The sequence below is a fragment of the Slackia isoflavoniconvertens genome, assembly GCF_003725955.1.
Classification (GTDB): Bacteria; Actinomycetota; Coriobacteriia; order Coriobacteriales; family Eggerthellaceae; genus Slackia; species Slackia isoflavoniconvertens.
In genome coordinates, this window is sequence record NZ_QIBZ01000002.1 from 88,826 (window position 1) to 102,391 (window position 13,566).

At 56.3% G+C, this 13,566-nt stretch carries 11 protein-coding genes; 7 read left to right on the forward strand and 4 right to left on the reverse strand.

Going from position 1 to position 13,566, the window contains the following annotated elements; genetic code table 11:
• Positions 1 to 123 precede the first annotated feature (123 nt).
• The 7 genes from DMP05_RS01370 (at position 124) to DMP05_RS01400 (ending at position 5,056) form a co-directional block, all read left to right on the forward strand.
• On the forward strand, positions 124 to 1,014 hold the full coding sequence (locus DMP05_RS01370) for a transglutaminase-like domain-containing protein (RefSeq protein ID WP_161957439.1): 891 nt from the start codon (positions 124 to 126) through the stop codon (positions 1,012 to 1,014).
• Between the two features lie 87 nt (positions 1,015 to 1,101).
• Positions 1,102 to 2,154 carry a type II secretion system F family protein gene (locus DMP05_RS01375; protein WP_123218834.1) on the forward strand — a complete coding sequence of 351 codons (1,053 nt, stop codon included), beginning with the start codon at positions 1,102 to 1,104 and terminating at the stop codon, positions 2,152 to 2,154.
• Between the two features lie 9 nt (positions 2,155 to 2,163).
• Complete coding sequence (locus tag DMP05_RS01380; protein ID WP_123218835.1) at positions 2,164 to 2,490, forward strand: hypothetical protein; 327 nt, start codon at positions 2,164 to 2,166, stop codon at positions 2,488 to 2,490.
• A complete protein-coding gene (locus DMP05_RS01385; RefSeq protein WP_123218836.1) occupies positions 2,487 to 3,050 on the forward strand; it encodes a DUF4860 domain-containing protein in 564 nt (187 codons plus the stop codon). Before DMP05_RS01380 ends, DMP05_RS01385 begins: the two co-directional genes overlap by 4 nt.
• A 1-nt stretch (position 3,051) precedes the next feature.
• Positions 3,052 to 3,489, forward strand: a complete 438-nt coding sequence (locus tag DMP05_RS01390; RefSeq protein ID WP_123218837.1) for a hypothetical protein — start codon at positions 3,052 to 3,054, stop codon at positions 3,487 to 3,489.
• Positions 3,486 to 3,965 carry a hypothetical protein gene (locus DMP05_RS01395; protein ID WP_123218838.1) on the forward strand — a complete coding sequence of 160 codons (480 nt, stop codon included), beginning with the start codon at positions 3,486 to 3,488 and terminating at the stop codon, positions 3,963 to 3,965. The genes DMP05_RS01390 and DMP05_RS01395 overlap by 4 nt, the downstream gene beginning before the upstream one ends.
• Positions 3,966 to 3,982: 17 nt before the next feature.
• Entirely contained in the window at positions 3,983 to 5,056 is a 1,074-nt protein-coding gene (locus DMP05_RS01400; protein WP_123218839.1) for a type IV pilus twitching motility protein PilT, read from the forward strand.
• Positions 5,057 to 5,247: 191 nt separating this feature from the next.
• On the opposite strand, the gene DMP05_RS01405 is transcribed toward DMP05_RS01400, so the two are convergent.
• The 4 genes from DMP05_RS01405 to DMP05_RS01420 form a co-directional block, all read right to left on the reverse strand.
• A complete protein-coding gene (locus tag DMP05_RS01405) occupies positions 5,248 to 5,601 on the reverse strand; it encodes an Hpt domain-containing protein (RefSeq protein ID WP_123218840.1) in 354 nt (117 codons plus the stop codon).
• 3 nt (positions 5,602 to 5,604) lie between these two features.
• On the reverse strand, positions 5,605 to 7,494 hold the full coding sequence (locus tag DMP05_RS01410) for a diguanylate cyclase (RefSeq protein ID WP_123218841.1): 1,890 nt from the start codon (positions 7,492 to 7,494) through the stop codon (positions 5,605 to 5,607).
• Positions 7,495 to 7,650: 156 nt separating this feature from the next.
• The gene (locus tag DMP05_RS01415; RefSeq protein ID WP_148039672.1) at positions 7,651 to 11,217 is read right to left on the reverse strand and encodes a leucine-rich repeat protein; all 3,567 of its coding nucleotides are present in this window, start codon (positions 11,215 to 11,217) and stop codon (positions 7,651 to 7,653) included.
• A gap of 9 nt (positions 11,218 to 11,226) precedes the next feature.
• Positions 11,227 to 13,566 carry a transglutaminase-like domain-containing protein gene (locus tag DMP05_RS01420; RefSeq protein WP_123218843.1) on the reverse strand — a complete coding sequence of 780 codons (2,340 nt, stop codon included), beginning with the start codon at positions 13,564 to 13,566 and terminating at the stop codon, positions 11,227 to 11,229.

Consider the following 13,566-nt stretch of genomic DNA (forward strand, 5'->3'; position numbering starts at 1 on the left):
CGCCAATGCCGCCGCTCCCTCCTTCGCCGCTCCCTCCTTGGTATATACTGGCTCTCGATGAACACGTCTAACGCAAACCCCGCCTTGCCGCGCGCGCCCAAATGCGGGGCGCGCCTGTTAACTGTGCTTGTCACCTTCGTCTTCATCCTTCTCGCTGGCGCAAGCCTTTCCAGCTGCAGCCAAACCAACCAGGCAGAAGGCGCCGCATTTTCGCCCGCCCCAAACATCACGCCTGCAGCATTCAACCCTCAGGCCGCCACAGGTGACGCCACGGCGAGCATCGACACAAGCCAAACCGAAAACGGATTCGTAGGGGCTTGCGCCACAAGCGACGCCCATCTGAAACTCCAAATCACGCAAGGCGACCACAGCGCGAACTGCGATTTGCCGAACGACGGCACGCCTATCGTATATCCGCTCGCCTTCGGCGATGGCACCTACACCTTCCGCATTATGCTGAACACGCAGGGGAACAACTACGTGGAGCTCTACAGCACCACGGCCAGCGTTTCGCTCAAAAGCGAATTCGCGCCTTTCGTAAGGCCTAACGTCTATTGCGATTTCAATGAGGAAAGCTCGTGCGTGAAAAAGGCGCGCGAGCTCGTTGCAAACTCGACGAACGAGGCCGAGGCGCTTGAGGCCATATGCACGTGGATCGTCGACAACGTATCGTATGACGACGCGAAAGCCGAACAGTTGAAAAGCGCGGCCGGGTATGTGCCCAACCCCGACGAAACGCTCGCAAGCGGTACGGGCATCTGCTTCGATTACGCGAGCCTGGGCGCGGCCATGCTGCGAAGCCAAGGCATTCCCACCAAAATCGTCACCGGGTACGTTTCGCCGGGCAATATCTATCACGCATGGATTATGGTCTATATCGACGGCACATGGAAAAGCGCCCAATTCAGCGTAAGCCCGAATACGTGGAGTCGCGTTGATTTGACGTTCGCGGCAAGCGGCGGCGGCGAAAACGTGGGCGATGGCAAAAGCTATACCGACCGATTTGTGTACTAGGTGCCAGCAAAAAATTTGCTCTGGTGCCCCCACCGCAGGCAAAACGTGGCACAATACGGGCATTATTTGAAGGAACGAGGAGATGCGATGGCAGATAAACTCTTAGAAAGCAGCGCCATTAGCGCGTTTTGCTCAAGCGTGGCAACCATGCTCGCTGCAGGCGTGCAAACCGACGAAGCGGTGCACATGCTTTCGGAAAATCGGGCCGAATCGCAGTTCAAGCGCGTATGCGACAAAGCGTATTCGCACTTGGTAGCTGGTGAAACCCTTTCGGAATCGATGCAGGCGACAGAAGCATTTCCCGCCTATGCCGTCGAGATGGTGCGCGTGGGCGAGGCATCGGGCCGTACCGAGCGCGTGCTGCGCAGCCTTGGCTCGTATTACGACAGCGAGCGGCGATCGTTCGCGAAGCTACAAAACGCAGTTGGCTACCCAGCTGCGCTTTTGTGTGTAATGAGCATCATCTTGGCATTCACGGTCATTTGGATTTTGCCCATCTTCTCGAAAACCTATGACAACATCGCAGGCTCGCTGACAAACGGGTCGTTTTCCATGGTGGGCGTTTCGGTCGCCATTGGTTGGGTCGCACTCATCGTGGTGTTAGTGGCCACCATCGCCGCACTCGTTTTATGGGGGCTTTCCCATAACGAAAGCGGCCGCATGCGCGTCGCAAAGCTGTTCGAGAAGTTCCCCGCAACACGCCAGGCGATGTATCAAATAGCCTTGTCGCGCTTCACCAACGCGCTCGCAGCGTTCGTCGCGAGCGGCGTGCAAGACGAAGAGGCGCTGCGCCAAGCCATAGCCACGGTCGACCACGAAGCCCTTATGCCAAAGCTGCAGGCCACGCTCACGAGCATGGCCGATTTGGACAACCCGCGCAGCCTAGGCCAGGCCATCGTAGAAAACGAAGTGTTCGAGCCCGTATACGGCCGTATGCTTTTGGTGTACACGCGCTCGGGTTCGACCGACGAAGTTCTGCGCAACCTTTCCGACATTTTCTTTGAAGACGCGAACGCGCAAATTGGTGCTGCCATCGACAGTGTCGAGCCCGCGCTCGCCGCGTTCCTTACCGTTGCCGTTGGCGCCACGCTCATCGCCGTTATGCTGCCGCTCGTCGGCATCATGGGATCGATTGCGTAAGGTCGCGCCATGTTTCACGAAATAACAGATTCGCAACTCGCAAAACGCCGCACGCGCCGCATAGCCGTGACATGCGCCGTGGCATGCGTGCTCGTTGCAGCGTTCCTCATTGTAGGTGCGCTGCAGACGCACGCACGCGAGCAGGGCGCCGCCGCACTTCGCGAGAGCATCATAAACGCAGCCAAGCAATGCTGCGCAATCGAAGGCAGCTATCCGTCAACTCTGGAGCATTTGGAGGAACACTACGGCGTCGTGGTCAACGACGATGACTATGTTGTTTCTTACGAAAGCTTCGCCGACAACGTGATGCCAACCGTGGTGGTGACGCCGCGATGAATACGCATGACGAAATGGCGCCCACGCCCGAAGAGCTCGAAGCCGAACAGCGCACACGCGCCTATTCATCGCTCGCTCACCTTGGGCTCGAAACCGAGCGGCGAACGTTTTCGCCCAAGCGTATTTTTCCCCAGTTGGTTTTAGGCGTGTTCTTTATCGCGCTGCTGCTGGCGCTCACAACGGGCGCGCTCGTGTACAAATCAATCATCGATTCGGCCGCGCAGAGCAGCAGCTCGCGCCAGGGCGCCGCCCTTGTATGCAACGCGGTGCATGCCAACGATGCCCAAGGGGCGATTGCAACGGGAACGGGTCCCGAGGGTCGCTCGCTTGTTATTGTGGAAGAGCTGCAATCGGGCACGTTTGAAACGCGCTTCTATTTGTACCAGGACCAAATTTTGCAGGAATACAGCATCGCCGGAACCCCGTACACACCCGAGAAGGCATCGGTCGTGGCCGATTCCGACACATTCGAGTTCACGTATTCGAAGGGCCTTTTAAGCGTGACCACCGACCAGGGCACGTCGAACGTGGCTCTGCGCAGTGCGCAAGGGGGTGCTTAACATGCCTCGTCAAGAACACTACGACTTCCTGGCACGCAGCGGCGGCGCATCGCGCAATAAACGCCGTTCGAACTGGTCAAGCACCGCATTTCTGGTCGAATCGCTCGTGTTGCTGTTCTTCCTTATCGCATGTTTGGCCGTATTCACGCAGATGTTCGCCCATTCATGGCAGGCATCCTCGAACGCAAGCAGGCTCTCGGCAGCCTGCGTCGTTGCGCAAAACGCCGCTGAGGATTTTGAAGCAAACCCCCAGGGTGTGCAAAACGGCGCATTCGACGTGAACGACGCGGACGGCGCGAGCTTCCACGTGAACCGCACCGTCGAAAGCGAAGCTACGGCAGCCGGCACCATGTATACCGTTCACATTGCCGTAAGCGACGATACCGGTGAGGTTTATTCGCTCGAGGCACAACGCTATATGGAAGGGGGCGCGCGGTGACGAAGAAAACCGAAGGCTTGCGCGTTGGCCCCATTACGCTGGTCACGCTTATTGCCGCATTGCTCTTGGCTGTGCTCGCCGTACTGTGCGCAACCACCGCAAACGCGCAGGCCACCATGGCGAATCGCCAGGCGACGTCGCTCACCGAGGCGTACGCGATTGACTCATGCGGGCAGCGCATGGTCGCAGGTATCGAAGAGTCGCTTAGTCAGGGCGACGTCGCAGCCGCGCTCACGACCGCCAAGCTCGATGCCATCGCGAACAACGCGAAAGCCGCAGACGGCGCATGCGATTTGAATATCGAATCGGAGTACGACGGTTCAACGGTCTCTTTCACTATTTCGGCGCCGAGCGGCAAAACGCTGTGCGCAAAAGTAACCCGTGAAAACGCGTCGGTCTCTGTCGAGGAATGGAAACTGACGACAGCACAAGAAACGCCGCAGGACGAGCTGTGGTCTTCGAACAACACGAAGTAGATTCGCGAGGAGTTAGCATGAATTTGCAGAGCCTTTTGAAGAAAATGATCGACGTCAAAGCCTCCGACGTATTCGTCAATGCCGGACTGCCGCTTTCATATCAAACGAACGGCGTACATGTGCGCACCGACACCGATCCTTTCACCCCTGCCGACACCAAGGAGTTCATCTCGCTTGTCTACGAGCTCGCCGGCCGCAATATGAAACCGTTCGAGCGAAGCATGAATCACGATGACGATTTCAGCTTTGCGGTTTCTGGCGTCGGGCGCTTCCGTGCGAACATTTTCCGCCAGCGCGGCTCGTACGGCGCGGTTATTCGTGTGATTCCCTTTGGGCTGCCCACGCCCGAAGAAATGCACATTCCCGAGCAGGTCATGCAGCTGGCCGATGTGAACAAGGGCCTCGTGCTTATTACCGGCCCCGCTGGCTCAGGCAAATCGACCACGCTCGCATGCTTGCTCGACCGCATGAACCACGGCCGCACGGGACACATCATTACGATGGAAGATCCCATTGAGTACGTGCACAAGCATGGCACCTGCATTATCACGCAGCGTGAAGTGCCTACCGATATCGCAACGTTCCCTGAAGCGCTGCGCTCGGCCATGCGCGAGAGCCCCGATGTGATTCTGCTTGGCGAAATGCGCGACGCCGAAACCATCGGCACCGCAGTGAACGCGGCCGAAATGGCGCAACTCGTGCTTTCCACATTGCACACCACCAGCGCCGCCGATACCGTCGAGCGCATCGTTGACGCATTCCCGCCTAGCCAGCAACGCCAAATGCGCATTCAGCTTTCCATGGTACTGCAGGCGACGGTGGCCCAGCAGCTCGTACCTACCGTCGATGGCGGAAGCATGCCGGTGTTCGAGATCATGATTATGAACACCGCTATTCGCAATTTGATTCGCGAGGAAAAAGCGTACCAGATCGATTCGGTTATCGCGTCGAATGCGAAGGCTGGCATGCAAACCATGGATCAAGCCCTGTTCGCGGCTTTCAAGGAAGACAAAATCACCAAGGAAACGGCCTTGAATTACGCCAATCACCAAGAAGCGCTCGTCCGTCGGTTCGATGCAGAACACCTGTAACCGACGAGCTTTGCCCATACGCTGCACCCGCATTGGCAGGCGCAGCTCTCGCGAATACAAAAGAGGGAATGCGGCCTGGGCCGCATTCCCTCTTTTTTTCTTGCGAAGAACACACCGCTCGAAAACGCCGATTGCGCGAGCGACGATTGATTACACCCTTGAGCAAAAACGTGTAGCGCCCAGCTCACGGCTCATTGCAAGCAGGGCGTGAGCACTTCTTTCGTTTTACGGTACTCGGCCGCCACTTTCGCGTACAACTCGTCGGCGCCTTCGAGGCTGCCAGCACGTAACACCTCGGTAAGCTCGCTTGAGGGCGCATACAAATTGTCGAGTCCGAGGTTTTGACACACGCCCTTCAACGTATGAGCCGCCATGAACGCTGCCTTCACGTCCTGCGCGGCAAGAGCCTCTCCGAGCTTGGCGAAACTCTCGTCTTCGAAAAATTTGCCCACAAAACGAGCGATCAGCGCATCGCCCATCAGGCGATTCGTGACCCCTTCATAATCACAACCAAGCTCATGGTATGCTTGCTCGAGAGTCGTCATGCGTTAACTCCTTTTCCTTGCTACTGTCTGGGGGGGGAAGAATTCGCCCACCGACTTTTTAACCTCTTCTGCAATACGATCGCTCGACTCTTCAAAGCACTCTATGAGCAGCGGGTTGAATTCGCCGCATTCTCCATGAAGAATCATTTCTACGGCACGCTCATGCGGCAGCGCGCTTTTATACACGCGTTCGCTCACAAGGGCGTCATAGGTATCGGCTAGCGAAACGACCTGCGCGGAAATAGGGATTTGCTCGCCCTTCAGCCCGTCGGGGTAGCCGCCGCCATCCCAGCGTTCGTGATGCCAACGGCAAATTTCGCACGCCGTTCGGAAAAAGCGGGGATATTCATCGTATGCATCCAAGCCGGCGAGCATATCGGCGCCCTTCACGGTATGCGTTTTCATAATCTCGAATTCTTCGCTTGTCAGGCCCTGCGGCTTGTTGAGCACATTATCGGGAATAGCCAGTTTGCCAATGTCGTGCAACATGGAAGCCGCCACGATATTCGAGCGGTCTTCCCCCGTAATGTCATATTTATCGGTTTTGGCAATAAGGCATTCAATAAGAAGGTTGGTGATGGCGCACACATGCCGCGCGTGTAGACCGCTTCCGCCATTATGCATATCCATGGCGCCGCCCACGATGCCCAGCAAAATACTGTTTGCCCTTTCGCGCTCGAAATACTGGCGCGACAGCAATGCGCTCAGCCTACGCTGGCGAGCATACAGGCGCATGATATTGCTCACGCGTTGGCGCACCACGCGCGCATCGAACGGCCGGCTGATATAGTCTGAAGCACCCAGCTCGTAAGCGCGCAGCGCCGCATCGTCGGAATTTTCGCCGGAAATCATGATAACGGGCACGTCGTCGATAAGGTCGGTCGACACCATATAGGAAAGCACATCGAAACCGTTCATCACGGGCATGATGATATCGAGCAGCACGAGTGAGATTTCTTTGCCATGCTCTTGCAACAGCTTCACTGCTTCGCGCCCGTTCACGGCTTCGATAACTTCGTACTCGTCACCAAGCATTTCACGCAGAATCATGCGATTCACCTCGGCGTCATCGACAATAAGCAAAAGCGGCTTGCAAAATTCGCTCGACTCGAGGGGGTTGATATCGGTAGCCACGCAGCCCCTTGTGCTTTTCGCGCGATACATAAGCCCATCGGCTTGCTGCATGGCAGCCTCGACGGTCTCGCCATTGGCAACAACGCCACCGATACTCACCGAAAGGAACTGGTTATCATAGTTAGGTATCGGTGTTTGCGCCACGGCATCGCATATGGCGTGAAGGCGGTGCGAAAAGGTCTCTTGATCGATATTAGGCATCACGAGCAAGAATTCGTCACCGCCGAAACGCACGAACACATCGGAGTCATGCATGCATCGCTTCATTGCCTCCACAGCGGCATGCAGCGCCAAATCGCCCGCATGATGGCCCATGGAGTCGTTCACAAGCTTGAAATCATCCAAATCGATAACGGCAACGCCCGCGAAAATACGTTGGTGCCGCAACTCGTCTTCATAGAAGCGGCGATTGTATATACCCGTCAACGCATCGGTATACAGAAGATGGCGATTTCGCAGGTCAATTTCCTCTTCAGGAGCCGATACGCACAAAAGCACGCGAGGGTCACCGGCGACACTTACATAGCGAGCCGTGGCCTTGAAGCTTTCGCCCGCCAAACGCAGCGTCCAATCCCTTTCCCCGCCGCCTTGGTCGAAAAGCTCTTCGGCGACCATTTTTCCGCATTCTTCAAAGAGCAAACATTTATTGCAGAGCACATCGCTCTTCGTAATAAGGCGCACCACAGGATATTCGTTGAGCAGGAGTGCAATCTGCTCTTGCGCTTGAGAGTTTGACAACTCTTGTATTGCGTCGTCCATATGTGTACCTGTTCCTATTGCTTCCCACTGTTGAGGTTGCGCGCGCTCGTCACACGGCACCGCAATAATACTCTTTCTCAAATGAATCGGGTAAAACAATTGAAGAAGGGACGCCAAAAGTTGCCCTTGTGCTCCTTCTTCGTTTCACCTTGCGATTCACGCTTCCGCATCGTTCGAACCGTTCTGCTCGGACACAATGACCGTAGACGATTCAACAGTGGGCAGCCCGAGCATTGTACGGAGGCGATTTTCTGGCTCAAGCAGGATTTCGGCCATGCGCGCGCGAATATCGTCCTCCGTCGGCAAGACGCCAGTCTCAAACGAGTCCATGAGCATATCCCATTCAATGGCGCTGTAACAATCATCGTAGTCGCTGTATCCCAAAAGGTTATAGACCCATGCGTTTATATAAGCCCGCTCTTCGCCCTCAGGCACATGAAGCGAAATGCGATCAGCCTCCTCGTTGGCTTCAACCGCGCCATCGAAGACGTAGGCTATTTTCGGCGAAGGATACACGAGCTGCGGCACCGGGCTTCCCACCGTGAGGCTCACAAGCGCAGCGTCACCCGAAAACACCCCAAAGCCGATGTTGTTTTTATTCAAGTAATGCACATCGTCAGAGGTCGGGGATTCATTCGCAATGAAACACGCGCTTTTAAGCGCCGTGCAATTCGCGAATGCCGTATCGCCAATAGAGAGCGTTCTCGCGGTGACGCTCACATGCGTGAGGTTTGCGCATCCCTCGAAGGCACTTTGCTCCATACCGAACTTTACGGAAGGGGCATAAATATCGACGCTTGCTACGCTCGACCCGGCGAATGCGCGCGAACCGATGTATCGCAAGTTCGGCGCACTCGACCAATCGATAGCCCAGTCTCCCATCGTGTTCTCGAATGCGCCCACGAGATTCAGGCCCGCCGTGCTTGTGGCTCCGAAGATTTCGGTCGTCGTCGAACGCAGCTTAATGGTGCCATTCAAAGCCGCCGGCGAGCCCAAAAGCAGGCTCGCCTCGTTGGGCGCCTCGCCGCCAAGGCAGCCATACAAAATAAGGGAGCCGTCATCTTGCCTATCGACCGCAAAATCGTTCACGTTGTCAATGCGCACGAATCGGCTGTCATAACCGCCGGAAATGTTGCTCGGGGCATACCATTTGCACGCTTCGGCATTGGGGTTTTCAGTCGTGGCAAAGTTCACAGCGCTCGATCGCGATGCCACAAAGCCCAAATTCGCGCAGCCCCTTAACGCATTGGCCCCAACGTCAACCGCGTTCGGCGAGCCGATGAACAGCGCCTGGAGGTTCTCGCAATTCTCGAACGCGCCCCTGCCGATAGACGAAACGCTCTCGGGAAGCGAGACCGACCTCAATGAGGCATCTCCCGCGAATGCGTAGGGAGCAAGGGCATTGACGTAAACCGTTTCGCCTTCTTTATTTACAAACGTGCCGTCGAATTCTTCTGCGCCCTCGTTATCGTAAAGCAAGGTCGTTTTTCCATCTGCCGTGTAATACACGAAGCCTTCCCGGGACCCCTCGAGCACCGTCACCGTTGCATTTGGCGCACCCGCAGCCGCCTTGCGCTGCTCGACCTTAGCCGCTATGTCTTCGTTTGTGCACACGATTGTTTGCACATTGCCGCCCGCAAGGCAGCCGTCTTCGAGCTCGATGGATTCACATCCGCTATCGAGGACGAGTGTGGTTGCTGACGAATTGCCCTCGAACGCGCCTTTTTCAATGCGAGACTGCATTTGCAAGAAAACGGTATCGATGCCCAATTCGGGCACGCGGAAAACGCTATCCTCAGTTTGGAGCACGCCATTGCAGAAAGCCATCTGACATTTAGGGTCGCTCGCCAAGGCGATGGAAATCGTGCGCGATTCCTCGATGGCATCGACATACCGCACAATGAACGCGTCGAGCACGTCGTCCTCCACCACGATGTCGCAATTCTGGAGTTTCGTGAGGTCAATGTCGGGTAAATCGTCGGCCGACGCTGCGTGCACGACGAGCGTTTTAATCGCGTTCCCATCGGGCACCACCACTCGATGCACCCCCTCGGGCACATCGAGTTTGGTCACACCGTAGGGTATGCCGATATATTCGGTACCATCTTTCGATTCAAGAATGCCCTTGTCGGTTACGACGTACGCAGGATTATCGCTCGCCACGTTGTAGCCATCAGTCACTCGAATGCCCGAATTCACATTCACATACACAGTCGAAGACGGTACCTCCATAGTATTGACGCTCAAAGCGAAACTCGAACGTTTCGTTTGGTCGTTGAAACTATCGACCGCCTGCACGCCCTGGGGCACCGAAAGCGTCGTGGTACCGTCGACGTTTTCATGAATCACCGACTCATCGGCATCGACAAGCGTTTGCAGACGACAGGCATTCCTATTGCCCAATTCAGCGTTGTAGCGATAGTTCTCGTCGATCGAATACGTCTGGAAACGCACCCGATACGCAGGGTCGAGCCGGGTCACGTCGCCAGGAATAATCACATGTCTGCCAGGCGTTACGGAATAGTAATAGGGAACGCTGGCATCGCCTTCTTTCCACCCCTGCAAAAGCGCATTCAAGTATCCCTCGTCATCGATGTTGCCGTTGCTTCTCAAAAACGCCTCTTGGGCATTAACGCTGAAAAGATTGATGGGCAAGAATACGCCCTCGGTCTCTAAGGGCGCAGTCGACCACACCACATCGCGGTTGCCAAACTCGTCAGGCTCGCCCACAACGAACACATGCGATTCACGCGGCACTATTTCCACTGTGCGCGAAACCCATGCATCATCGGTCGAAAGGCGAAACGAAACATTCACGACAGTGGTGGTCGATGGGCAATACCCAGGGTTTTTCTCGCCCGTCGCCGCGTTTTCCCACGAATCGATGCGAAAATACGGGTAAGTCGCAAACGATGCCTGATCGCAGCCGAAATAGAGCAAATTGAGGCCATCGTCGGTGAAAAAAGCGTCGATTCCGCAGAAAATCGTCCACGCATCGAGTTTTTGGCCCCTGTAAAACGCATCGCCCATAGCGCTAATCGTTACCTTGTCGGGGTCGACGCTTCCAAAGGAGGCATTGCCGTTGTAGGGTCGGAAATACGTCGTGTCGTTAAGCGGAGGGAGTTTCTCTGGAACGGGGTCCTCTTTCAAGTATTTGTACGAGTTCGCCGTCGGGTTTGCGGGATAGATTGCGGAGCCGCCGCCGTTGGTGCTGCCGTTGCCGCCAGCATTCGCGCCCCCATTGGAACCATTGCCGTTTTCGACAAGGCCATTATTGCCCTCGATGGCGCCCGGCGCACCATCGGCGACATTGCCCGATTGGCCGCTGCCAGCAGCTGTAGTTATAGACCCTTGGGCACCATCTGTGACATTGTATGCCGTGGTGCCGCTTCGGTCGTTGATGGGAGCCTGCGAAAACGCGTCATCGCCCGCCTCGTTCTCTTTGACGGCGGTATCTTTTTCTTCTTCGTTTTCACCGTGGCGATTCGCCTGCGAGTCGACCTGCGAATCCTTCGCCTGATAACCGATTTCCGTATCTTCTGCGCCATGATTATAGGAAAAGGCAAATTGAGAGGGGTCGAAAGAGACATCCGATTGGGAAAACGCGATCGCCCCCGCACCCACGACGCCCGCGAACGCCACCGATATCGCCGCCACTGCAATGCGCTTCTGCGTTGTACCATGCGGCACGAGTTTCGTTGTATGCTTCATATGCTTCGCCACAATGATCACCTATAAAACATCCCCAAAGTATCGAACCATAGCCTCAAGCGTGTTCGCGGGCTTAGGCAGCATGCCATGTAGGCGCTCGTCGAAACGGCGCAACGTGCGCAACTCATTGGGACGCAAGTCGCGACCGCCAAATGCGTAGGCCCGATACAACCCAACGACGCGTTGGTATTCCAGCGAATCGATACCTGGAAATGCGGTCTCGAAACGCTGCACGCAATCGAGCGGGCGATTCTTATCGTACTCTGGGCACCCCACCGCCATAACTTGCGACATCAAACTATAGAGCGCAGGCACGCACACACTCTGCTTTTCGCTCGAGCATCGGCGCCTGCGATAGATGCGTCGCACCTGGCGCTGGCCGAAAAGCACGATCGCCAACCCCACGACGACAAGCACACATGCGCATGCGACAGAAACGCCCAGAACCAGTGGCAAGAATCGAGTCTGGCGATTCTCCCCATGCTCCTTATCGACATCACCTGCTACCGCCGTATCGCTCGCTACGTTTTCATGCGCGCCGCTGCTGTAGGCTTCACCCACATCGACGACGTTATCGGGCTGAATAGCTTGGTTGTAAAAACCGGGCGTCACTTCAATAGGAGTCCAACCGATACCTTGGATATAGATCTCACACCAGGCATGCGCTTGATTCGCGCCAAGCAGCACATCTCCGTCGTTGTCGCTCGCAGTATCGCGCTCGTCCGTACCGACACGGTACCCTTCGACGTATCGGGCGGGAATCCCCTGCTCGCGGAAAGCCATCGTGGCGGCCGTGGCGAAATAGGCAGAATTGCCCTCGTGGGCGCTAGAGAAGAACCACCGCGCGAAAGACGTATCCTGGGGAACATCGATGGGGCTTTCGGTATAGCTCGCAACCGTCGACAGCATCGTGCGCACGCGACTCACCACCGCGTATGTCGATTCACCAGCGGTTTCGTCCCATGTTTCTTCGTCGAAGATATACGCACGCACCGCTTCGGCATCGTCAGTGGAAATATCGAGGTAATGTTCTTTCGAAAAAGCGGCGAACACCGCCTCGGCGCGAGCATAGCCTGTCTCATCTTTAGAAAGAAACGTTGCATCGGCGAGCAGTTCGCTCGGCGCCACATCGTCATATTCCACGGTATACGCGTCTTTGCCAACCATGCCGCTCAGAATGGTTCCATCGAGATTCGCCTGCACGTCGCCGCGATCGAGCGAGCGCGCGCTGGCAGGCGCATACACGTAGCGCGTTGAGGCGTCGTGCGCGACAATGCGCATCGTTTTCGCAGATGCGGCCCCCTCGCCCGCCGCGGCACGGGCATCGTCGAATGCGGCGCGTTGGAAACTCGGCCGTAATCCGCTGTTGGCAAGCCATGGCACCACTCCATGCCAATCGCCCTCGAACGCGCTTTCGGGAAGCGCCGACCACTTGCCGTTTACAAACTCCGCACCCGTGAATCCTCGAAGCAGCATGTCACCCGACGGCACGCCATCAAAATGGATGGCGAGGCAGTCATCAGACCCGGTATTCATGGTCGCTGCTTTTGCAAGATTTCCCAGAGGCAGTGAATCGGAACCGAAACGAACGCCGTCGGCAGCTCTTTCGATCGACTGAGACACATGCGATATTTGAGACGCGGGCTTATAGAGAGCCGAAGCAGCAGTCATAATGACGAAATTCGAAACAAGAACGAGCACGATAAGACCCACGAAGTAAGAAGTAGTAAGTTTCGAATAACGGAGCTGCGAAAAGCGGCACTGAAGCAGCCACGCGGTTATGGCGAGAGAAGAGCCAAGCGCAGCCATGCCCATGTTCAAACGCATAGAAAACGCGCCATAGAGCACTACCGCAAGCAACACCACGCCCGAAGTGCGCACGCGAGAGAACATCCACGACAAAACGCCCACCAGCACGCCCGCCAACACGGCAAATGCGGTCGACGTCGCTACTGTTTGCCCATTGGCGATCAAGCCGAAATACGCATTGAATTCCTCGTTGACGTGAGAAAGCGTGCAATTCACCACGGCGAACGCTCCCTCGCGCGCAGGCGCGATGAACACGATTCCCGCCAGACACACCGCGATTACACAAGCAAGTACAGGCACGCGATACGCCCGAAAGGACGCCAATGCTTCACTAGCCACACTCAAAAGGCACGCGGCAAAAACGCCGACAATCGCCATGAGCTCAACAACTTGAACGGCAGACGCCGATGCAGCCACAAGCGGTATGGCGACAGCATAGAGTATGGATGGTATTGCTCCACACAGCGCATCGATAAGAACATAGGGGGCTTTTTCTCGAGGCGAAGGGAGGTCCTCGGAAACATGGATACGCGCATTCACCGTTTCGGCCAT